The following is a 21,785-nucleotide window of genomic DNA, read 5'->3' as shown; positions in this document are numbered from 1 at the left end:
AAATGTTATCTAGTATTGAAGGAATATATATGAAGCAATGGTTATCTAGTTTTGAAGGAATATGCCTTCATAGTTTGGTGATGATGGCAGAGAGGTCACACCCGTTCCCATACCGAACACGGAAGTTAAGCTCTCTAGCGCCGATGGTAGTTGGGACCTTGTCCCTGTGAGAGTAGGACGTCGCCAAGCAATATTAATCCGCAGTAGCTCAGCGTAGTGCTTTCGGCTGTTAACCGATCGGTCGTAGGTTCGATTCCTACCTGCGGAGCCATTATGCTTCCATAGCTCAGCTGGTAGAGTACTTCCATGGTAAGGAAGAGGTCACCGGTTCAAGCCCGGTTGGAAGCTTGGAAAAAGTTTTTGAATTTTTGGCCCGTTGGTCAAGTGGTTAAGACACCGCCCTTTCACGGCGGTAACACGGGTTCGAATCCCGTACGGGTCACCACTTTTGGAGGATTAGCTCAGCTGGGAGAGCACCTGCCTTACAAGCAGGGGGTCGGCGGTTCGATCCCGTCATCCTCCACCATATATATTTTAAATGTCGGAGGGGTAGCGAAGTGGCTAAACGCGGCGGACTGTAAATCCGCTCCTTCGGGTTCGGCAGTTCGAATCTGCCCCCCTCCACCATTTTTTTAAAAATAACCTGAGAGGGTTTATTTTTTTGAAAAGATAACCATACTAGTAAATATTAATGGGCTATAGCCAAGCGGTAAGGCAACGGACTTTGACTCCGTCATGCGCTGGTTCGAATCCAGCTAGCCCAGCCATTTACGAGCCATTAGCTCAGTTGGTAGAGCATCTGACTTTTAATCAGAGGGTCGAAGGTTCGAATCCTTCATGGCTCACCATTTTCGCGGAAGTAGTTCAGTGGTAGAATACAACCTTGCCAAGGTTGGGGTCGCGGGTTCGAATCCCGTCTTCCGCCATATTACTAAGGGGCCTTAGCTCAGCTGGGAGAGCGCCTGCCTTGCACGCAGGAGGTCAGCGGTTCGATCCCGCTAGGCTCCATCTAAATAAAAAAGCTTACATCATATGGTATGTTTTTTTGTGTTTAAAAAGACAACTTTCATATTTGTCATTTAAAATGGAGAAAACGCGAAAATAAAGGATGGGGATAATTGTGAAAGTTGTTATTGCATCTGATTCATATAAAGAAAGCTTAAAAGCTATAAAAGTATGTGAAGCTATTGAAAGAGGATTTGGAGCAATTTTTCCTAAAGCAGAGTACGTAAAAATACCAATTGGAGATGGAGGTGAAGGAACGGTTGATTCACTTGTGGATGCTACAGATGGAAGAATGATACCCCTTCATGTGACAGGACCGCTTAGAGAACGTGTACAAGCCTTTTACGGTATGTCTAAAGATAAAAAGACAGCGTTTATTGAAATGGCAGCAGCATCAGGATTACAACATGTTCCGGTTAAAAAGCGAAACCCACTTATTACAACGACTAAAGGAACAGGAGAACTTATACTACATGCGCTAGACGAAGGAGCTGAGCACATTATTTTAGGACTTGGCGGAAGTGCTACAAATGATGGCGGAGCAGGTATGTTGTCAGCTTTAGGAGTCAGGTTTATAAATGGGAAAGGGGAAGTAATAGAGCCATCTGGAGGAACATTACATTCGATTGTCGCTATTGATTTTTCATGCATGGATTCACGCTTAATGCATATAAAGATAGAAGCAGCATGTGATGTAGATAATCCGTTAGTTGGAATAAGGGGAGCATCTTTCGTATTTGGGAGGCAAAAGGGTGCGAATGCAGAGATGATGAAAGAGCTGGATGAGAATTTAAAGCATTATGCGAATATCCTTAAACAATATTTATCTTGCGACGTATCTGAAATACCTGGCGCAGGAGCCGCAGGAGGAATGGGAGCAGCTGTTATTGCAGTGTTAAAGGGAAGCTTGCGGAGAGGAATTGAAATTGTATTAGACTATACAAATTTTAATAAGCATATAGAAGGTGCAGATTTAATTATAACTGGCGAAGGGAGAATAGATGAACAAACAGCATATGGAAAGGCCCCTGTAGGTGTTGCGGAGCGTGCAAAGCATTTTCGTATTCCTGTCATTGCTATTGGAGGATCTGTATCTCCGAATTATCCAGCTGTTCATGAAAAAGGAATCGATGCAGTATTTAGTATTACAGCGAGTCCTATGACATTAGAAGAGGCATATAAAGTAGCGGAAGAGAATATCGAAATGACAGCAAAGAATATTGCCGCAGTATGGAAAATAGCATCAGAAAAACACTTCTAAATGTAGGAGTGTTTTTTATTATTATTTAATAATAATGATGGTAGTTGTTTCATTAAGTTAACTTTATACATAGAATAGTCTTGAAATTTGGTTTTTAAAGCGAATATAAGTGAATAATTTGTATATCCATACAGAAAAATGTCGAGTTGAGTCAGACTATATAAAAGATTTAAAATATTTAGTGAAGGCATAAAAGGGGGATACTATCTATGAAAAAAGAAATCTCAGTTATTGGAGTTCCAATGGATTTAGGACAGATGCGTCGCGGGGTAGATATGGGGCCGAGTGCAATCCGTTATGCAGGCGTAATTGAAAGAATTGAAGAAATTGGATATGACGTTAAAGATATAGGAGATATATGTATAGAGAGAGAAAAAGAAGCAGATGTAAATACAAACTTAAGAAACCTTACACAAGTTGCAACTGTATGTAACGAATTAGCAAGTAAGGTGGATCATATTATAGAAGAGGGACGTTTTCCACTTGTATTAGGTGGTGACCATAGTATCGCAATTGGTACATTAGCTGGTGTTGCGAAACATTATAAAAATTTAGGTGTTATTTGGTACGATGCACATGGTGACTTAAATACAGAAGAAACTTCACCATCTGGAAATATTCATGGCATGTCACTTGCAGCAAGTTTAGGGTATGGACATCAAACGCTTGTAGATTTATACGGGGCATATCCAAAGGTGAAAAAAGAGAATGTTGTAATTATCGGTGCACGTGCATTAGATGAAGGAGAAAAAGACTTTATTCGCGAGGAAGGTATTAAAGTATTCTCGATGCACGAGATTGATCGTATGGGTATGACGGCTGTTATGGAAGAAACAATCGCTTATTTATCTCATACTGATGGTGTACATTTATCATTAGATTTAGATGGTCTTGATCCTCATGATGCACCAGGAGTTGGAACGCCTGTAATTGGTGGCCTATCTTATCGTGAAAGCCATTTAGCAATGGAAATGTTAGCGGAAGCTGATATTGTCACATCTGCTGAGTTTGTTGAAGTAAATACGATTTTAGATGAGCGAAACAGAACGGCAACAACGGCAGTTGCTTTAATGGGTTCTTTATTCGGTGAAAAACTAAAATAAATGTAAGAAAAGCAACTGAGAAGTTGCTTTTTTTATTTGAAAATAAGCGTATAATAATGATTTATATTATACTGTACGATAATAATGTTTGACATCTTGCCAATTTAGACTAAAGGGGGGTTGTTTGTAATTGTCGTTTGTTTCATGTATGGTATAATTAACTAGTTGTTGGAAATACATACAGATAGAGCATAAAACAATATTTCAATATATGGATAGAATTGCTCGTAAGTAGGAGGAAGGGTTAGCATGCCTTTTGAAGATACGACCATTTTGAAATATCTTAGTACGGTATTAGATATTGCCGTTGTATGGTTTATTATATATAAGCTAATTCTCATAATCCGAGGGACGAAAGCTGTTCAACTTTTAAAAGGGATTACAGTTATTATTGTCGTTCGGATGATCAGTATTTTCCTTGAATTGCATACGCTTTATTGGCTAACTGAGCAAGTATTAACGTGGGGATTTTTAGCCGTTATTATTATTTTCCAGCCAGAATTGCGAAGAGCACTTGAGCAGCTAGGACGCGGGAGTTTATTTTCGCGTGTTGGAACTCATGAGGATGATGAACCTGAAATCGTTGCAACAGCGATAGCGAAAGCAACGGAATATATGGGGAAACGTAGAATTGGTGCATTAATTACTTTGTCAAAAGAGACCGGTATGGGTGATTATGTGGAAACAGGTATTCCGCTAAATGCACACGTATCATCGGAATTACTTATTAATATTTTCATTCCTAATACACCTCTTCACGATGGAGCGGTTATTATGCAAGGAAGTACCATTAAAGCAGCAGCGTGTTATCTTCCGTTATCGGAAAGTCCGTTTATCTCTAAGGAACTAGGAACTAGGCATCGCGCTGCAATGGGAGTTAGTGAAGTTACTGATAGTATTACAGTAGTTGTGTCGGAAGAAACTGGCCAAATTTCTTTAACGAAAAATGGTAAGTTGCATCGTGATTTGAAGACAGAACAACTGAAAGATATGTTGTTAGCTGAATTTAGTGCGAGCGAAAAAACGACTTCTTCGTCTTTATGGAATTGGAGGAGAAAGCGTCATGGATAAGTTAATGGAGAATCATTGGTTTTTAAAAGGGATCTCATTACTATTGGCGTGTATGCTTTTTATGTCAGCGACTTTAACTGAAAAAAATACGACATCGGGGATACTACCTTTCGCAAATGATGCGAAAGAAACCTTAACTAATTATGAAATTAATCTTAAGTATGATGAAGAGAAATATATTGTAAGTGGTATTCCGTCAGAGGGCGTTAAGGTGAAGTTAGAGGGCCCAAAAGCAGCAGTTGCTACAGCAAAAGCGAAAAAACAATTTGATATACCAGTTGATTTGAGAGATAGCGAAAAAGGAACTTATGAAGTTTCTTTGAAAACGAACGGGCTTCCAGATGATGTGAAAGGAACAGTTCAGCCATCAACAATTAAAATTACTCTACATGAAAAAGCGAGAAAATACGTTCATGTAGACTTAAAATTATCAAATGAGGATCAAATGCCAGCGGGTTCAACTCTTGAAAAATCAAACATTAAACCTGATACTGTTGAGGTAGTTGGGACGAAAGAAGAAATTGAAAGTATTTCATCTGCTAAGGCGTATATTGATTTAAAAGGTGTTAATAAAACTGTTACAAAAACAGCCGAAGTTACATTATACAATAGAGAAGGAAAACGTTTAAATGTAAGAACGAGTCCATCTAAAATTAGTGTAACATTGAATGTGGCGACGCAAGCTACGGCCAATAATACTGAAAAAACTGTTCCTGTAACGTATACGAAAAAGGGGAGTTTACCAGAAGGATTGGCCGTTACAAATATTAGCATTGAGCCGAGAGAAGTAACAATAGCAGGTCCAAAAGATATCTTGGATAATATACAATCGATAGAGGGGGTCGAAGTAGATCTTAGTCAATTGACAGAGTCTACAACATTCGATACCTCTGTTTTATTGCCAAAGGGTGTAACAAGTGCAAAACCGAATCAAGTGAAGGTTTCGGTAGGAGTGCAAAAAACAAAACAAACGAAAACAAGAACGATTGATGGTATATCAATTCAAAAAAATGGACTTTCTAAAGATGTTACGGCCCAGCTACTTTCACCGCAAGATGGGAAGATAAGCGTTGATATTTCAGGAGAAACAAGTATAGTAGATAAAATAACAGCTGCTCAAATAACAGCAGCCATTAATCTGCAAAATGTATCTCCGGGGACGAAGGATGTTTCTATTCAAGTGAGCGGTCCTGGTAATATTTCAATAGAGCCAAAGCAAAAAAGTGCCAAAGTCACAATTGTGAAGAAAGAAAATCCAGATAAAGAAGTACAGGGTAACGGTGAAAAACCAGATTCAAATAATAACCAAGATAATCAAACTGAAAAACCCAAAAATCCTGAACCTGAACCTAAGCCTGACACGGAACAGGAACAAAATAAAGATAAAGAAAAAGAAACTAGTCAAGAGCCAACAGTAGATAATCAAAAAGAGCCAGAAAAAGGAGCGAATCATAATGGGTAAATATTTTGGTACAGATGGAGTACGCGGGGTTGCGAACCAGGAGTTAACGCCTGAATTAGCGTTCAAAATTGGACGTTTTGGTGGGTATGTATTAACAAAAGATACAGATCGTCCAAAAGTAATTATCGGCCGTGATACACGTATATCAGGACATATGTTAGAAGGAGCTTTAGTAGCAGGTCTATTATCAACTGGAGCAGAAGTAATGCGCCTTGGTGTTATTTCTACACCAGGTGTTGCTTATTTAACAAAAGCGTTAGATGCACAAGCAGGTGTTATGATTTCTGCATCTCATAATCCAGTACAGGATAACGGAATCAAGTTCTTCGGTTCAGACGGTTTTAAATTAACAGATGAGCAAGAAGCAGAAATCGAAGCTTTATTAGACAAAGAAGTTGATGAGTTACCACGTCCAACAGGTACGAACCTTGGACAAGTGAGTGATTATTTTGAAGGCGGACAAAAATATTTACAATATATTAAACAAACTGTAGAGGAAGATTTCTCTGGTTTACATATCGCTTTAGATTGTGCGCATGGTGCTACGTCTTCTTTAGCTCCATACTTATTTGCGGATTTAGAGGCTGATATTTCAACAATGGGAACTTCACCAAACGGCATGAACATTAACGATGGAGTAGGTTCTACGCATCCAGAAGTATTAGCTAAATTAGTAAAAGATAAAGGCGCTGATATCGGTCTTGCCTTTGATGGTGATGGTGACCGTTTAATCGCTGTAGATGAAAAAGGAAACATCGTTGATGGCGATCAAATTATGTTTATTTGTGCGAAGTACATGAAAGAAACTGGTCAATTAAAGCATAATACAGTCGTTTCAACTGTTATGAGTAACTTAGGTTTCTACAAAGCACTTGAAGCTAACAATATCACAAGTGATAAAACAGCAGTTGGTGACCGTTACGTAATGGAAGAGATGAAGCGTGGTGGTTACAACTTAGGTGGAGAACAATCGGGTCATATTATCTTACTTGATTACATTACAACTGGTGATGGAATGTTAAGTGCACTTCAATTGGTGAACATCATGAAAATGACGAAAAAACCATTATCTGAGCTTGCAGGTGAGATGACAAAATTCCCACAATTACTAGTAAACGTTCGTGTAACAGATAAAAAACTAGCATTAGAAAATGAAAAAATTAAAGATATTATTCGTGTTGTAGAGGAAGAAATGAACGGTGATGGCCGCATTCTTGTTCGTCCATCTGGAACAGAGCCACTTATTCGTGTAATGGCAGAAGCACCAACACAAGAAGTTTGTGACGCATATGTACATCGTATTGTAGAAGTTGTGAAAGCTGAAGTTGGCGCTGAATAATTCAATAAATTTATGAAAAGGGAGCACAAGAAGTGCTCCTTTTTCATATGTTTTATAGACGATGAAAAAAATTTCATTGACGGTTTATCTATGTTTGTTATAAGATGGTCTTGTTCTTTTTCTCAAAGGAAATATTGTAAATTATAGAAGCGCCAGAACTACAAGTAGTGTAGTTGACGAGGTGGAGTTTATCGAGATTTCGGCGGATGACTCCCGGTTGTTCATCACAACCGCAAGCTTTTACTTAAATCATTAAGGTGACTTAGTGGACAAAGGTGAAAGTGTGATGAGAGAAAAGGAACGGATACAAACTAGCTGTATAAGTATATACGGACTTAAACCCAATCGAGAGGAAGGTGAAAGCCGTTACAAGCTTACAGGGCTAGCAATATGTAATCCGTTTTTTAGTATAAATAAAAATGGTATCGGACTATGTCGTTACATGTTCGCAGAGCAATGTAAGCATTTGTAACGGCGACTAAACATGTGTGGAATCGTAGGATTTATTGGAGAGCAAGATGCAAAGGAAATTTTATTAAAAGGTTTAGAAAAGCTAGAATATCGTGGATATGATTCAGCAGGTATTGCAGTACAAGCAGAGAACGGTGTTGTTGTATACAAAGAAAAAGGTCGTATTGCAAAACTTCGCGAAATCGTAGATGAGAACGTAGCAGCAAGCGTGGGAATCGGTCACACACGCTGGGCTACACATGGTGTTCCAAGCAAAGTAAACGCGCATCCGCATCAAAGTACATCAAAACGCTTTACACTAGTTCATAACGGTGTAATTGAAAACTATGAATTAGTGAAAAAAGAATATTTACAAGATGTAACGTTCGTAAGTGAAACGGATACAGAGATTATCGTACAGCTTATGGAACAACAAGTGAGCACAGGATTAAGTGTAGAAGAAGCGTTCCGTAATACGCTATCTCTTTTACATGGCTCTTATGCGATCGGATTACTTGATGCTGAAAATCCAAACATGATTTATGTTGCTAAAAACAAAAGCCCGCTATTAGTAGGTGTTGGTGACAACTTTAATGTTGTGGCGAGCGACGCTATGGCGATGTTACAAGTTACAGATCAATTTATTGAGTTAATGGATAAAGAAATCGTAATCGTAACGAAAGAAAGTATTACAATTAAAAACTTACAAGGTGAAACGATTGAACGTGCACCGTTTACAGCGGAATTAGACGCAAGTGATATTGAAAAAGGAACATACCCTCATTTCATGCTTAAAGAAATCGATGAGCAACCACTTGTAATCCGTAATATAATTCAAAAGTATCAAGATGAAAATGGCGAGATTGAACTGAATGCAGACATCCGCAATGCGATTTTAGATAGTGATCGTATTTACATCATTGCATGTGGAACAAGTTATCATGCAGGTCTTGTTGGAAAACAATTTATCGAGAAGTTTGCAAAAATGCCAGTTGAAGTGCATGTAGCAAGTGAATTCTCTTATAACATGCCATTATTAACAGAAAGACCATTCTTCATTTATATTTCACAAAGTGGTGAAACAGCTGATAGCCGTGCAGTACTTGTGCAAACAAATGAAATGGGGCATAAAGCATTAACGATTACAAACGTACCTGGTTCTACACTTTCTCGTGAAGCTGATTACACACTTCCGTTATACGCGGGACCAGAAATCGCAGTTGCATCAACGAAAGCGTACACAGCACAACTTGCAGTACTTTCAATTTTAGCTGCGGACATTGCTAAAGCAAAAGGCGAAGTTCTTGATTTCGATTTAACACACGAATTAGGACTTGTAGCAAATGCAATGATAGAACTTTGTGATCAAAAAGAAGAAATGGACGCATTAGCAAAACAATTTTTAGCAACAACTCGTAACTGTTTCTTCATCGGACGTAGCGTAGACTTCTACGTAGGATTAGAAGGTGCGTTAAAGCTAAAAGAAATCTCTTACATCCAAGCAGAAGGATTTGCTGGAGGAGAATTAAAACACGGTACAATCGCCTTAATCGAAAACGGTACACCAGTTATCGCACTTGCTACACAAGAGCACGTAAACCTTGGAATTCGTGGTAACGTGAAAGAAGTAGTAGCACGCGGAGCTAACCCATGTATCATCTCAATGAAAGGCTTAGAAATGGAAGGTGACAGCTTCGTATTACCAGCTGTACACGAAGCACTAGCACCGCTAGTAGCAGTTATTCCATTCCAACTTATCTCATACTACGCGGCACTTCACCGCGAATGTGACGTTGATAAGCCACGTAACTTAGCTAAGTCTGTTACTGTTGAGTAGGAGATTAGTAGGTTAATAAATATAGTGTACAGAGATAATAAAGTTGTTTAATTTACAATAAAGTCATTTAAAAAATAATATAGTTGTTTAAAAATCCTTCTACTAACGAGGCAAGTTAGTGGAAGAAATAGCAAGTGGGTTTAACTAGGAGAAGTGTCGATGACATTACAGAAGACACCGAGGTGTCTTCTGTTTTTTTAATTAAGGATATCGATAAATTAAGATTTATTTACTTAACATTGTACTTATTTTCGGACCGAGGCATCTAATCGGTGAGTATATACAAACCAAGTAATGCTTGCTGTTAATAATGTTGACGAAATTAAAGCTGTAAGAACACTATATGTTTGCCAAATAAGTATCGTTGACCAATCGAAGGCAAAAAACATTATACACTGGGCAATCGTAGCGATTAGGAAAATAATTGTTACGATTGTTCTCTTTTTTGTCATTGGCTGCTGCTCATTCGTTTTCCCTTTTCTTAATCCTAAGAAAAATAACAGAACGGCTAATAGGCAAAGAATAATTGTGGTAGACGACAAAATGATGTCCAAAAGCTGTGTGCCACTTATCTCATATGACTGAGTTAGATTGCCGTTTAATATATTTTTAACTTGTAGTACCAGGTTTATATTGGTATTTGCGCCGTTGCTCAGTAAGCAGATGGCTGTTCTTTCATTTGGCAGTATGGCTACTTTGGTACTAAAATTTGGATTACCCCCAGTGTGTTCTATAAACGTTTGTTCGGCGTTTACCGACCAACCTGCCGCATAATACATATCATTGACAGCCGAAACAGACATATCACCCCTATGTGATTTTTCGATGGCCCTGTGAAATATTTCGGGTATGTCCTGCACGATACCCATCTGTATGCCCATCCAACGCGCCATATCTTTTGTATTAGAAATGATATAGCCGGCAGGTTTATTCCCAGTATAATACGGAGCGTTAAATGGAGTTGTTATAAAAAAGGAAGAACGGTAACCCTGTGCTAACTGTCCAGTGGCTTGAGCATCTTCTTTATAAACATACGTCTGGTGAAGACCTAAGGGTAGAAATACCTGCTCCTTCATAAAGTCTTCATAGCTTTGTCGTGATACAATCTCAATAACCAAACCCAATACGTCATAATTAACGGTTCCATAGTTATATTGTTCACCAGGAGAGAACGCCAATTCTGCATCTACCAGCGTTTCCACAGTCTTTTGCAACATATCAGGCGTATTACCTTGTGGAATATTTTGAAGATGTCTAATATTTGTTAGGCCGCTGGTATGGTGAAGAAAGTTATTTAGTGTAAGGTTTTGCATATCAACAGGTTTACCTTGATACTTTAACGTAAACCAAGGTAAATATTTTTGGATAGGGTCAGTCATTGATAGCAGCCCTTGCTCTTCCAATAGCAAAATCCCCATACCAGTAAAAGCTTTACTCACCGAGGCCAACTCATAGAGTGTATTTTCACTTGCAGACAGTCCCTTTTCAAGATCTGCATACCCAGAAGAAAAGTAGAACACTTCACCATCAGCAAGTATTGAGAGTGACATTCCAGGCACACCTGACGTACGACAGGCATCATCTAGCAATGCTTGTATTGCCACAGATTTCGAATCTGACAACGCATAACTTTGTGTTGCAAATCCTGAGAATAATATAAATATCGTTAATACAAAAACAATAGTTTTTTTCATACACTCTCCTTTTTGAAGAATTATAAGGGTATAAATAACTTATTTTTATAACTATAAACCAAATTCTAATTTATCTTTCTATTTATCTATATAATATCAAATAATTGTGAAGAGTTACACTTAAACTAACGGGGGCGTTAGTTTAATAAGAAGTAAACAACTTTATTATCCATTTTTTAAGCATTACATAAGCAGATGGATATAATTTGAAACAACTTTAAAGAGCCTTGCTGCATATAGAATGTAGTAAGGCTCTTATCTTTTTTAATCAAAATTCAATAACTTTATTATCACTATACATATAGTTGTGGATTTGAAATAAATTTACGAATTTGTACCCCTTTAGATATGTTATCTAAAGGGGTATTTTTGTGCCAAAAAAGAACATCTAAAATTGGTAGGTGGACAGAATCCTACTAATTAAAATTTTACTTTATCGGATTTGGAATAGAACCACTTTTATTTATCTGAATTTTTCGTTACTATTTTAAGTAGCAGTGAACAATTTTCTTTATTATGAAGAGAAGAGCCGATAGATTCATGGACATTACAAGGGGGCTTATTATATGAAAGTGAAAGCAAAAACATATTTAAGTATAGAAGAGATTATTTCATTACCGGCCGTATCAAGTACAAACATAAGTGATGATGGCAAAAACGTAGCATTTGTTAAGAAGAGCGCTAACTGGGAAGACAATACGTATAGAAATCATGTATGGATATATGAAACAAATAAAGGGCAGAGTTACCGACTAACAAATGGGGATATAGATAGTACACATCCAGTATGGTCTCCAGATTCTAAGAGCATTGCATACCTTAGTCCAGGCGGTGACGGAGCTAATAAAAATCAGATCTTTGTTAAGTCAATAGACGGTTGTAGTGAGGTTCAAATTACGGATGAGAAGGAAGGAGTTAATACATTCAAATGGGAGCCTACTGGTAAAGGTTTTTATTATATTGCACAGTCAAAAGAATGTGAGGAGATAAAGAAACGTAAGGAACGATATGGAGATTTCCATCATGTAGGTAAGGAACATCAGAATAATTGTTTATACTACATTGAAATAGAAAAAGTGAAACAAAACGATAAACAGGAACGGAAGGTTAGCGGTGTTTATCAACTAACGGACGGTAAGGATTTTTATATACATAACTTTGATATTTCAAATGATAGGAAAAAGGTTGTATGTATGGCTACACCAAGTTTAAACGATTATATGAATGGTGATCTATACATATTAGATGTTGAAGCTGGGGAACTACAAAAGATGAATATAGATAAGTTGTTAGGAGCGAGCGTCTGCTTTTCTCCTGAGGGCGATAAAATATGTTACTCAGCAAGCATAAGAGAGAAGGATTACTATAGAAATCATATACAAGACAATACATTAGAGATATATGATATGAATACTAGAGAGGTAATTCAACCTTTAACAAATTTTGATAGTACGGTTATGCCATTGCAGTGGACAGATAAAGGAATTTTAATTAGATGGCAGGATAAAACGAATTACCGTATTGGATTGCTATGTGAGGATGGCACTGTGGAAATGTTAAGCGAAAAAGTAGATAGCTTTATAATGGATGCCTCTATAACAAGGGATGGAAATCATATAACATATACTAAGGCTATAACAAATGAAACCTTTGAAATCTATTTGGATTATAAAAAAATAACGAATGAAAATAGCTTTTTCGAAGACAAGCTTAAAAGCAACAGGGAAATCATCTCATGGCAAAGTAGTGATGGTCTTGAAATAGAGGGTGTTCTATCAACTCCAGTAGAGTTTGACGCAAATAAAAAATATCCCTTATTAGTAGTAATCCATGGTGGTCCAGCTTGGGCATCCTTTCCGATATTTTCAGACTGTTTTAATGAGAAATATCCGATTGAACAATTTATCGAAAAAGGCTTTATCGTTTTAGAACCAAACTATAGAGGAAGTTCTGGTTATGGTAATGAATTTTTAAAAGCAAACTATAGAAAACAAGGAATTGCTGATTATGATGATATTATATCTGGAGTGGATGAACTAGTTGAAAAGGGGATGGTAGATAAAGAGAGAGTAGGAGTTATGGGATGGAGTAACGGAGGATATATATCAGCTTTCTGTTCTACATTTAGTGATAGATTTAAAGCTATTTCAGTTGGGGGCGGAATCACTAACTGGAGTACCCATTATGTAAATACAGATATCCCTTACTTTATTAGCATGTATTTAGGAAATACTCCATGGAATGATCCGGATATATATAGGAAAACATCACCAATGACATATATTAAATCAGCCTGTACGCCTACCTTAATTCAACATGGGGAAAAGGATGCAAGAATTCCAATTACAAATGCATATGAGCTATATGAAGGGTTAAGAGATATGGAAGTCGATACAGAGTTAATTATATTTAAAGGAATGGCATATAGTCCTAATCAACCAGGAATGAATGTAGCTATTATGAAGCAGAATTTGATGTGGTTTTCACACTATATTCTTGGGGATAGTACGAAAGATTTTAGTACTATATAATGGATATCCACACAGGGATTTTTTGTTGTGCAATCGTGTCAGATTGTTGAAAAAGAGATACAACAAATTATATAATTTATTGTAAACTGCATGCAAACCAGTATTGAAAAAATGTAAATGATTATAAGGAAACGTAATTCGGAGGACTAATATGACAGAGAATAAAAATGAGTTATCTGTAGAACAACGTGAAGAACTACTAAAAGTATTACAAGCTCGTTTTGAGAAAAACATGAACCGCCATGAAGGTCTTGAATGGGCTAAGATTGAAGCGAAGCTGGCTACTAATACTGAAAAATTGTGGTCAATTCATGAAATGGAAGTAACTGGCGGTGAGCCGGATGTTGTTGGTTATAATGAAGAGAAGGACGAGTATACTTTCTATGATTGTTCAAAGGAGAGTCCTAAAGGCCGCAGAAGTCTTTGTTATGATCTTGAAGCGTTAGAATCAAGAAAAAAACATAAACCAGAAAATAACGTTATTGATGTTGCAAATGCTATGGGCATTGAACTATTAACGGAAGAACAATATCGGGAATTGCAACAACTTGGCGATTTTGACATGAAATCATCAAGTTGGGTACAAACACCTTCAGATATTAGAGAACTCGGTGGTGCTCTATTTTGTGATTATCGCTTTGGACATGTTTTCGTGTACCACAATGGAGCAGACTCTTACTATGCTGCCAGAGGTTTTCGTGGCTCGTTAAAAGTTTAAATTAGGATAAATAAGAAAAAGAGCCTATATTCAGGCTCTTTTTCTTATTTATATTTTAAAAGTAAACTGTTACTACGCAGTTTTACTTAATTTATATGTTCCGTGGTTGTTTTTACGGAAAAGTTTAGGGAAAACATAGCCATCTAATCCAATACGTCCAGCGTTCTGCCCTGCAACTAAAATGAACATAGTCAAAATAAGCAGGTTTGGGTTTACACTAACAGTTCCACTTAATAAAAATGAAAGATTCATTATGATTCCGAAAAATGCAGCTGTTTTTGTTAATCCACCTAAAACTAAACCTAGACCTACTAAAATTTCTCCCCATTGAACTAAAAAGCTAAATAGGTCTGCGTTTGGAAGGACAAAATGTTGAAGAAAATCTGCCCACCAACTTTGTACTGCAGGGTGGTCACCTGATGCTTGAGCAATAGCACCCTTTAGAAAGCCACTTGCGTCAAAAGATTGTCCAAAGACTTTGCCTATCCCAGCAGCGAGCCATGTATATCCTATATAAAGCCGTAAAAGTAATAATATGAAAGTAGCACGTTTATCAGTTCTTAAAAAATTGATAACCATTGAAATCCCTCCAATATTGTATTTACACGTTTATTATATATCCATTGTGAGAAAATTCACAATGGATATAATGTGAACAAATTTATGATTTCTTATTTATAAAATTGCACATACAATATTGTGAAGTTTATTTTTGAAAATTAAGCAATAAATCAGGGATAGGAGCTATCTATTGTAGCGGATAGCTCCCGTAGTAAACAGGTTCATGTATGCTCTTTAAGTTCATATGGGCATTCCGTATTATTTCTCTGGCTTTATATAAGGAACAACTTGTGCAGTCACCCCTACAGAAGCACCGCGAATAAAGTCTTGGTTTTCTAACGCCTTAAAGTTTTCTGTTCTCCCAGTTAGCATAACACCTAAAATTTTCACTTGATCGAATGGCTTGTCCTTGTTTGATTTTAAAAACTTTTGGATATCTTCGTCATATCCATCGTCATCGAATTGTTTAAGTGAATCAAAGAACCTTTTGTATGCTTCTTCAGGGGATTTTTCTGGATTAAATCCGTAAACTGGCATACCGGAAGGACCTCTGCTTTCATCTTTAATAGGTGAGACCATATATAGCCATACGATATTTAAGTTATCTGGTAGTTTCTTTTGAATTTCTTTTAATGTATAAGCTTTATCGAAAGAGATAGCAACTTCTGCTACATAGTTATCCATTGTTGAAACTGCACTTAATTCATTTTTGACGCCATCATGATATTTCTTGATGGCTGGATTATAAAATGTAGCAACTTTATTTTTCGTTTGTTTATCATAATTGTAAGACTCGGTACTAGAACTAGACCAATAAGAACCTGGTATTAACTCGTTGTAATCGATGTTAGAACGAAACCAGTCGTAAGAGCTTGTCAGTGTATTCCATCGCACTAAGTAACCGTTAATGTTTTTAGAACGATTAGATACGATATTGCCACCAAACATAGAGGAATTACTCGTAACTTGAGAATCAATATGGACATTGGGCTCTGCAATTGCATTATGTAAAAAGAGTCGTTCGTGAAGCTTTGTAGAGCTTTTCGCTGCAAAGTAATTGCCAACTTTATAAATGATAGGGATAAGCACCATGACAACGATAATAGAGGTAATGATGATTTTAAGTAACTGTTTTCTTTTAGCCTTTTTTAATGCATCTTTTAAAGAAGTATCCATTAAGGTGTTCCTCCTATTTTTGAGTGAATTGCTTTACGTGCACGCTGTAACTTTTGTTTGACGCTGTTTACTTGAATATCTAGTATTAGAGCGATTTCTTCGTATGTAAAATCGTAGTAATATTTTAAAAAGAAGGCTTCTTTGTATTCTAGTTTTATATCTTTTAATAAATAGAAAATCTCATCTTTATTTAAAACTGCATCCAATTCTCGGTCTGTATATTGAAGTTTTGAATAAATTTCTTCAGTTAAGTAGATATTTTGCTGTTCTTTTCTTCGTTTTAAATCAATGTATTCATTTAATGCGACTCTAAAAAACCACGGACGAATGTTACTCTCGGTTAAGTCATCTAGCAATGTGTATACTTTATAGAAAGTATTTTGGATGATGTCTTCTGCATCTTCCTTTATAGCTCCTTTCGCTAATAGTAGTTTGAACACTTCCTCTCCTAAATTGATAAGATAGGAGGTCAATATATTTTCTTTTCCCATCATTTTTCCTCCCTACACTTATACAACGAACAGGTAATGGTAAATGTATACACTTAAACTTAAATTAGTTATTAACTATGGTTTATAGTACATGATACTTTATAAATAGGAGTGGTTATTTTATTTTTGAAATATTAAATCTTTAATGCTAAAATAAAATTTGGAGATATATGGAGAGGGGATAAAGACTCGATATGTGGATGAACTTTTGATGATTCGAAATTTAGATAGATAAATTTTTCTCTCATAAGTGAGGGCTTATTTAGCTGTCTATAAATCATTCAAGGACTGCATATTTGGCTTGTACATCCCTTTTGTAAGGCTAATGCGTAGGGAAATTCATATCTCTTATATAAAATATGCGTCCTTTAAAATTGGAGGAGTATATGATGAATCAATTAAAAAATAAAATAGCAGTTGTTACAGGTGTAAGTCGTCTAGATGGTATAGGCGCAGCAATTTGTAAAGAATTAGCTGAAGCAGGATACGATATATTTTTTACGTATTGGATAGCGTACGATAAAGAGATGCCTTGGGGCGTTGATCAAAGTGAACAAATACAATTAAAAGAAGAGTTACTAAAAAGCGGTGTTAAAGTATCGAGTATGGAGTTAGATTTAACTCAGAATGGTGCACCGAAAGAGCTTATACATAAAGTTACTGAACAACTAGGCTACCCTCATATATTAATTAATAATGCAGCGTATTCCACAAATAATGACTTCTCTAATTTGACTGCTGAAGAATTAGATAAGCACTACATGGTAAATGTTCGTGCGACTACGTTGTTAAGTAGTCAATTTGCCCAAGGGTTTGATAAGAAATCTGGTGGTAGAATTGTGAATATGACATCGGGACAATTTAAAGGACCTATGGCAGGAGAACTAGCATATGCAACAACGAAGGGAGCTATTGATGCTCTTACTAGTACGTTGTCAGCTGAGGTAGCTCATTTAGGAATAACAGTGAATGCAATTAACCCAGGTCCAACTGATACAGGCTGGATGACTGAAGAGATAAAGCAAGGATTAAAACCAATGTTTCCTTTTGGAAGAATTGGTGAGCCAAAGGATGCAGCAAGACTTATTAAGTTTTTAGTAAGTGAAGAAGCAGAATGGATTACTGGACAGGTTATTCATTCAGAAGGTGGATTTAAAAGATAAAGTGAAACTTTAATCAGTGGGGGGCATCCCCCACTGATTATTAGCCTTCACCTATCGGGCTTTTACGGGCAGTTGATTCCCCACCTAACTTCTTTGCTTCCGTTGAATTTTGAGGTGGGGTCTTACTGCCCGGCGAATAGCGGGATAAAAAGAAGGTATCTCACCTTGGTGAGATACCTTCTTTTTTTAATCTTTCTTCAATCTTCGTGCAACACCATTCCCTAAAGATTGTAGCCCTTGAACGAGGATAATTAAAATAAAGACAGTTGCATACATTACTTCAGGTTCGTAGCGTAAATGTCCGAATCGATATGCTAAATCACCAAGACCGCCAGCACCTACAAGTCCAGCCATTGCTGTTGCACCGATTAAACCAATCGTTGCAATTGTTAATCCAAGTATAAGGGAGGGACGAGCTTCTTTCACCATAACGTGCCAAATGATTTTTATAGTAGAAATGCCCATCGCTTGGTAAGCTTCAATAACACCACGATCTACTTCTAATAAAGCTGTCTCCATTAATCGTGCAATATAAGGAGCTGTGAATACGACAAGTGGTACGATAACTCCTTGCACGCCAATGGATGTTCCCATTAGAAACTTTGTAAAAGGTAAAATGAAGAATAATAGAATGATAAATGGAAGAGAGCGAATTATATTAATAATTGTATTAAGGATTGGATAAATGATTTTATTTTCGTGCTGTCCACCAGGTCTCGTTAAAACAAGTGTAACGCCAAGTGGTAATGCAATAAGGATAGAGATGAATAGTGAAATAGATGTCATTTGAAATGTTTGAATGGTTGCTTCCCATATGACTTTACCCCATTCATCCAAAAAGGATTTGTTTCCCATAGTCTGTTCTACCTCCTTCTACGATGATCCCTTGCTCTTGTAAAAAGGATAAAGCGCGGTCTACTTCATTTTTTTCACCCTGCATATGAATGACTAGTTTCCCATATGCTTCATGTTTTAACTGTGTAATATTACCGGATAAAATATTCGGATACACTTGGAAACGTTTTGTAGCAACAGCTAATGCTGGCTCTCCTGAAGCATTCCCTATAAAGGAGAGAGTTACAATTTCACCGGTAGTTTGTAGTTCTTTTTGTACCTCTCCTGGAATTTTAGCTGCAAATGCACTGTTTACAAATTTTTTCGTTGTTACATGTTGTGGGTTTGTGAAGATATCCTTCACAGTCCCGCTTTCGACTACTGCTCCATGTTCCATAACAGCAACTCGGTCACATATACGCTGGATGACATTCATTTCATGTGTAATTAATAAAATTGTAATCCCGATTTCTTCATTAATCTTTAGTAATAGGTCGAGAATAGAATCCGTTGTTTCTGGGTCTAAAGCGCTCGTTGCTTCGTCGCTTAATAACACTTCCGGTTCATGTGATAGTGCACGTGCAATGGCAACACGCTGCTTCTGGCCGCCAGAAAGTTCGCTCGGATATGCATCTTTTCGATTAAAAAGATCGACAATACGTAAATACTTTTCTACCCTTTTTTCAATTTCATTTTTGGGAAGACCAGATAGACGTAAAGGTAATGCGATATTTTCATAAACTGTCACAGTTTTAAGTAAGTTGAATCCTTGAAAAATCATTCCGATTTTTTGTCTCGATTTTGCTAGTTCTTTTGCTGATAAAGTTGTTAAGTTTTGGCCGTTTACAATGATATTTCCTGTCGTTGGTTTTTCTAATAAATTTACACATCGAATTAATGTACTTTTACCAGCGCCACTATATCCAATGATTCCAAATACTTCGCCCTTTTTTACTTGAAGGGAAGTAGGTTTAAGAGCTTCTACATTCCCTTTTTTTGTTGTAAATACTTTGGATACATTTTTTAATTCAATCATTATCGTCAGCTCCTACCAAGATGGTAAAACTGAACCATCAAATTTTTTCTCGATAAATTCTTTTACTTCTTTAGATTGATACGCTTTCTTTAATTTATTTACAACAGTATCATCTTTATTTTCAGTACGAACAACGACCCAGTTTACATATGGTGAATCTTTTCCTTCACGGAAAATAGAATCTTTCGCAGGGCTTAATTTTGCACCTAATGCAAAGTTTGTATTAATTGCAGCTGCTTTCACTTCACTTAGTTGTGTCGGTAATTGAGATGCCTCTAATTCAACAATCTTTAATTTCTTTGGGTTTTCAATTACATCTTTTGCAGTCGCTTTTTCAGTAGCCTTTGGATCCACTTTTAAAACTCCTGCTTTTTCAAATAGTTTTAAAGCTCGAAGTTCATTCGTTGGATCATTTGGTACAGCGATTGCGTCGCCCTCTTTTAAATCTTTTACATCTTTTATGTTTTTAGAATATACGCCCATAGGGAATGTTACTGTTGAAAATACTTCCGTTAATTTCATATTACGTTCAGCTTTAAATACGTCTAAATAAGATTTCGTTTGATAGCTATTTACATCAAGACTTTTTTCATCTAGGGATACGTTTGGTGCTACATAATCATTAAATACTTTTACCTCAATTTCGAGCCCGTCTTTGGCTGCCACTTCTTTTACCTTTTCAAAAATTTGTTCATGTGGTCCACCTGTTACACCGACAGTAATCTTTTTCTCATCTAATGCTTTTACCTCTTTATCAGAATTAGCACCACATGCACCTAACAATAATACCGCTCCACTTACAATGCTCAATAATACTTTTCTCATCTATAGTTCCCCCTTCATATACGTTCCAAAATAAAAAGCACCTCTCAAAAATAAGAGAGGTGCCGAATAGATAAAATAGGTTCCTCTCTTATCTTCCAAAACGAAAACTCGTTTTGCAGGAATTAGCACCTTAGCTTATACGTCATAAGCTCGGTTGCCGGGCATCATCGGGCCAGTCCCTCCGCCACTCTTGATAAGAGTATGTGTATGTAGTTTTTTTAATATGGTACTAATAGTAAATCTTACAAAAAGAATTGTCAATGTTATTTTCTGAATATATTTTATTTTAAGGTAATCGAAACATTTCCTTTTTTATGCCCTTTTTCTACATATATATGAGCTTCAGCAATTTCTTCTAATCGGTAAGTTCTATCAATAACAGGCTTTAAATGTTCTGCTTCAGTGAGTTTTTTTAGTAGAATCATATCTTCTTTACTTACTTTTGCCATCATTCCATTCACAGATACATATTTCCCATTAGGTGTTAATGCCTTTTCACAAAGGGATTTTTTATGTTTTCCAACTGCATCAAATATAATATTGTAGCGTTCACCCAGCTTAGTAAAATCTTCTTTCGTATAATCAATTACTTTATCAGCTCCTAAAGATTGCACGAGTTCAAAATTTGAATTACTACAAACAGCCGTAACGGTCGTACCGAAATATTTAGCAAGTTGTACAGCAGCTGTTCCTACTGATCCGGAGGCACCATATATGAGCACTTGTTGCCCTTTTTTTATACGGCCCTTTCTCAGGAAATGTAATGCTGAAGTTCCACCAAAAGGAATAACTGCGGCTTCTTCATACGTCACATTGGTAGGTTTTAATGTTATTAATCCACTTTCATGTACGCATGTGTACTCGGCGTAACCACCGAGGTTTAGTTCTGTTAATGCAAAAATTGAATCACCTTTTTTAAATTGAGTTACATCTGTTCCTATTTCTTCGATTTCACCGGATAACTCTACGCCGAGTATAGGGTTTCTCGGTTTTCTGAAACCTAATATGATCCGCATAGGAATCCAAAATAAGAGGGGACTATTAAAACCGCGGATTCTACAATCTCCAGTCGATACACTTGTTGCGTGAATTTTAATTAATACTTCGTTCTTTTTAGGTGTAGGTTTCTCTATATTTTGAAGCTGAAGAACGTTAGGTGGTCCATACTGTGTGCAAATGATCGCCTTCATAATGACCTCCTGAAATGAGTTGTTGTTATTTACATCAT

At 36.7% G+C, this 21,785-nt stretch carries 18 protein-coding genes, 9 tRNA genes, 1 rRNA gene and 1 riboswitch; of the genes, 20 read left to right on the top strand and 8 right to left on the bottom strand.

What is annotated here, in order from left to right:
- Positions 1-73: 73 nt before the first annotated feature.
- The 17 genes from rrf (at position 74) to glmS (ending at position 9,528) form a co-directional block, all read left to right on the top strand.
- Positions 74-189 (top strand): 5S ribosomal RNA (gene rrf / locus DN392_RS01340).
- Between the two features lie 8 nt (positions 190-197).
- Positions 198-271 (top strand) — tRNA-Asn (locus DN392_RS01335).
- 4 nt (positions 272-275) lie between these two features.
- Positions 276-348: transfer RNA gene (locus tag DN392_RS01330), tRNA-Thr, on the top strand.
- A 22-nt stretch (positions 349-370) separates the two neighbouring features.
- A tRNA-Glu gene (locus tag DN392_RS01325) sits at positions 371-445 on the top strand.
- Between the two features lie 5 nt (positions 446-450).
- Positions 451-526, top strand: a tRNA-Val gene (locus tag DN392_RS01320).
- Positions 527-543: 17 nt separating this feature from the next.
- Positions 544-627 (top strand) — tRNA-Tyr (locus DN392_RS01315).
- A 65-nt stretch (positions 628-692) separates the two neighbouring features.
- Positions 693-767 (top strand) — tRNA-Gln (locus DN392_RS01310).
- A gap of 5 nt (positions 768-772) precedes the next feature.
- Positions 773-848: transfer RNA gene (locus tag DN392_RS01305), tRNA-Lys, on the top strand.
- A 5-nt stretch (positions 849-853) separates the two neighbouring features.
- A tRNA-Gly gene (locus DN392_RS01300) sits at positions 854-925 on the top strand.
- Between the two features lie 10 nt (positions 926-935).
- Positions 936-1,008: transfer RNA gene (locus tag DN392_RS01295), tRNA-Ala, on the top strand.
- A 112-nt stretch (positions 1,009-1,120) separates the two neighbouring features.
- On the top strand, positions 1,121-2,266 hold the full coding sequence (locus tag DN392_RS01290; RefSeq protein WP_000869598.1) for a glycerate kinase: 1,146 nt from the start codon (positions 1,121-1,123) through the stop codon (positions 2,264-2,266).
- Positions 2,267-2,475: 209 nt separating this feature from the next.
- The gene (gene rocF, locus DN392_RS01285; RefSeq protein ID WP_000711559.1) at positions 2,476-3,369 is read left to right on the top strand and encodes an arginase; all 894 of its coding nucleotides are present in this window, start codon (positions 2,476-2,478) and stop codon (positions 3,367-3,369) included.
- A gap of 249 nt (positions 3,370-3,618) precedes the next feature.
- Positions 3,619-4,440, top strand: coding sequence for a diadenylate cyclase CdaA (gene cdaA, locus DN392_RS01280; protein ID WP_001115707.1), 822 nt, complete (start codon positions 3,619-3,621; stop codon positions 4,438-4,440).
- Positions 4,433-5,902 carry a CdaR family protein gene (locus tag DN392_RS01275; protein WP_048567292.1) on the top strand — a complete coding sequence of 490 codons (1,470 nt, stop codon included), beginning with the start codon at positions 4,433-4,435 and terminating at the stop codon, positions 5,900-5,902. Before cdaA ends, DN392_RS01275 begins: the two co-directional genes overlap by 8 nt.
- Positions 5,895-7,241, top strand: coding sequence for a phosphoglucosamine mutase (glmM, locus tag DN392_RS01270; RefSeq protein ID WP_000521484.1), 1,347 nt, complete (start codon positions 5,895-5,897; stop codon positions 7,239-7,241). The genes DN392_RS01275 and glmM overlap by 8 nt, the downstream gene beginning before the upstream one ends.
- Before the next feature lie 286 nt (positions 7,242-7,527).
- Positions 7,528-7,713, top strand: a complete 186-nt coding sequence (locus DN392_RS01265; RefSeq protein ID WP_001208183.1) for a hypothetical protein — start codon at positions 7,528-7,530, stop codon at positions 7,711-7,713.
- A gap of 12 nt (positions 7,714-7,725) precedes the next feature.
- Positions 7,726-9,528 (top strand): glutamine--fructose-6-phosphate transaminase (isomerizing), encoded by a 1,803-nt coding sequence (gene glmS, locus DN392_RS01260; protein ID WP_000334153.1) that lies wholly within the window; start codon positions 7,726-7,728, stop codon positions 9,526-9,528.
- Positions 9,529-9,773: 245 nt separating this feature from the next.
- On the opposite strand, the gene DN392_RS01255 is transcribed toward glmS, so the two are convergent.
- On the bottom strand, positions 9,774-11,222 hold the full coding sequence (locus DN392_RS01255) for a serine hydrolase domain-containing protein (RefSeq protein WP_025687846.1): 1,449 nt from the start codon (positions 11,220-11,222) through the stop codon (positions 9,774-9,776).
- A gap of 566 nt (positions 11,223-11,788) precedes the next feature.
- Between DN392_RS01255 and DN392_RS01250 the strand changes: the two genes are divergently transcribed.
- Together DN392_RS01250 and DN392_RS01245 are read left to right on the top strand one after the other, a co-directional pair.
- Positions 11,789-13,753, top strand: coding sequence for a S9 family peptidase (locus DN392_RS01250; RefSeq protein WP_064056413.1), 1,965 nt, complete (start codon positions 11,789-11,791; stop codon positions 13,751-13,753).
- 151 nt (positions 13,754-13,904) lie between these two features.
- Entirely contained in the window at positions 13,905-14,471 is a 567-nt protein-coding gene (locus DN392_RS01245; protein ID WP_064056414.1) for a DUF4256 domain-containing protein, read from the top strand.
- Between the two features lie 72 nt (positions 14,472-14,543).
- Here the strand turns inward: DN392_RS01245 and DN392_RS01240 are convergent, their stop codons facing one another.
- From DN392_RS01240 to DN392_RS01230, 3 genes are all read right to left on the bottom strand, one after another.
- The gene (locus tag DN392_RS01240; protein WP_064449260.1) at positions 14,544-15,050 is read right to left on the bottom strand and encodes a DoxX family membrane protein; all 507 of its coding nucleotides are present in this window, start codon (positions 15,048-15,050) and stop codon (positions 14,544-14,546) included.
- Positions 15,051-15,290: 240 nt separating this feature from the next.
- Positions 15,291-16,208, bottom strand: coding sequence for a sigma factor regulator N-terminal domain-containing protein (locus DN392_RS01235; protein ID WP_046960236.1), 918 nt, complete (start codon positions 16,206-16,208; stop codon positions 15,291-15,293).
- Positions 16,208-16,699, bottom strand: a complete 492-nt coding sequence (locus DN392_RS01230) for an RNA polymerase sigma factor (protein WP_000514142.1) — start codon at positions 16,697-16,699, stop codon at positions 16,208-16,210. Before DN392_RS01230 ends, DN392_RS01235 begins: the two co-directional genes overlap by 1 nt.
- 386 nt (positions 16,700-17,085) lie before the next feature.
- Between DN392_RS01230 and DN392_RS01225 the strand changes: the two genes are divergently transcribed.
- Entirely contained in the window at positions 17,086-17,862 is a 777-nt protein-coding gene (locus tag DN392_RS01225) for an SDR family oxidoreductase (RefSeq protein WP_002109129.1), read from the top strand.
- 186 nt (positions 17,863-18,048) lie between these two features.
- On the opposite strand, the gene DN392_RS01220 is transcribed toward DN392_RS01225, so the two are convergent.
- The 4 genes from DN392_RS01220 to DN392_RS01205 all read right to left on the bottom strand — a co-directional run bounded on the left by DN392_RS01220 (position 18,049) and on the right by DN392_RS01205 (position 21,747).
- Positions 18,049-18,717, bottom strand: a complete 669-nt coding sequence (locus DN392_RS01220; RefSeq protein ID WP_000527133.1) for a methionine ABC transporter permease — start codon at positions 18,715-18,717, stop codon at positions 18,049-18,051.
- Entirely contained in the window at positions 18,692-19,732 is a 1,041-nt protein-coding gene (locus tag DN392_RS01215) for a methionine ABC transporter ATP-binding protein (RefSeq protein WP_064056415.1), read from the bottom strand. Before DN392_RS01215 ends, DN392_RS01220 begins: the two co-directional genes overlap by 26 nt.
- 12 nt (positions 19,733-19,744) lie before the next feature.
- Complete coding sequence (locus tag DN392_RS01210) at positions 19,745-20,557, bottom strand: MetQ/NlpA family ABC transporter substrate-binding protein (RefSeq protein ID WP_001233393.1); 813 nt, start codon at positions 20,555-20,557, stop codon at positions 19,745-19,747.
- 85 nt (positions 20,558-20,642) lie between these two features.
- Positions 20,643-20,757, bottom strand: a riboswitch (SAM riboswitch).
- An 81-nt stretch (positions 20,758-20,838) separates the two neighbouring features.
- The gene (locus DN392_RS01205; RefSeq protein ID WP_071742857.1) at positions 20,839-21,747 is read right to left on the bottom strand and encodes an NAD(P)-dependent alcohol dehydrogenase; all 909 of its coding nucleotides are present in this window, start codon (positions 21,745-21,747) and stop codon (positions 20,839-20,841) included.
- Between the last annotated feature and the right edge of the window lie 38 nt (positions 21,748-21,785).

The organism is Bacillus sp. BB51/4 (assembly GCF_008368845.1).
Lineage (GTDB): Bacteria > Bacillota > Bacilli > Bacillales > Bacillaceae_G > Bacillus_A > Bacillus_A wiedmannii.
This window is presented reverse-complemented; position numbering and strand designations above follow the sequence as displayed.

Coding starts and splice junctions, on each gene's coding strand:
- rocF (WP_000711559.1), top strand. CDS start 2,476: ATGAAAAAAGAAATCTCAGTTATTGGAGTTCCAATGGATTTAGGACAG.
- cdaA (WP_001115707.1), top strand. CDS start 3,619: ATGCCTTTTGAAGATACGACCATTTTGAAATATCTTAGTACGGTATTA.
- DN392_RS01275 (WP_048567292.1), top strand. CDS start 4,433: ATGGATAAGTTAATGGAGAATCATTGGTTTTTAAAAGGGATCTCATTA.
- glmM (WP_000521484.1), top strand. CDS start 5,895: ATGGGTAAATATTTTGGTACAGATGGAGTACGCGGGGTTGCGAACCAG.
- DN392_RS01265 (WP_001208183.1), top strand. CDS start 7,528: ATGAGAGAAAAGGAACGGATACAAACTAGCTGTATAAGTATATACGGA.
- glmS (WP_000334153.1), top strand. CDS start 7,726: ATGTGTGGAATCGTAGGATTTATTGGAGAGCAAGATGCAAAGGAAATT.
- DN392_RS01255 (WP_025687846.1), bottom strand. CDS start 11,222: ATGAAAAAAACTATTGTTTTTGTATTAACGATATTTATATTATTCTCA.
- DN392_RS01250 (WP_064056413.1), top strand. CDS start 11,789: ATGAAAGTGAAAGCAAAAACATATTTAAGTATAGAAGAGATTATTTCA.
- DN392_RS01245 (WP_064056414.1), top strand. CDS start 13,905: ATGACAGAGAATAAAAATGAGTTATCTGTAGAACAACGTGAAGAACTA.
- DN392_RS01240 (WP_064449260.1), bottom strand. CDS start 15,050: ATGGTTATCAATTTTTTAAGAACTGATAAACGTGCTACTTTCATATTA.
- DN392_RS01235 (WP_046960236.1), bottom strand. CDS start 16,208: ATGGATACTTCTTTAAAAGATGCATTAAAAAAGGCTAAAAGAAAACAG.
- DN392_RS01230 (WP_000514142.1), bottom strand. CDS start 16,699: ATGGGAAAAGAAAATATATTGACCTCCTATCTTATCAATTTAGGAGAG.
- DN392_RS01225 (WP_002109129.1), top strand. CDS start 17,086: ATGATGAATCAATTAAAAAATAAAATAGCAGTTGTTACAGGTGTAAGT.
- DN392_RS01220 (WP_000527133.1), bottom strand. CDS start 18,717: ATGGGAAACAAATCCTTTTTGGATGAATGGGGTAAAGTCATATGGGAA.
- DN392_RS01215 (WP_064056415.1), bottom strand. CDS start 19,732: ATGATTGAATTAAAAAATGTATCCAAAGTATTTACAACAAAAAAAGGG.
- DN392_RS01210 (WP_001233393.1), bottom strand. CDS start 20,557: ATGAGAAAAGTATTATTGAGCATTGTAAGTGGAGCGGTATTATTGTTA.
- DN392_RS01205 (WP_071742857.1), bottom strand. CDS start 21,747: ATGAAGGCGATCATTTGCACACAGTATGGACCACCTAACGTTCTTCAG.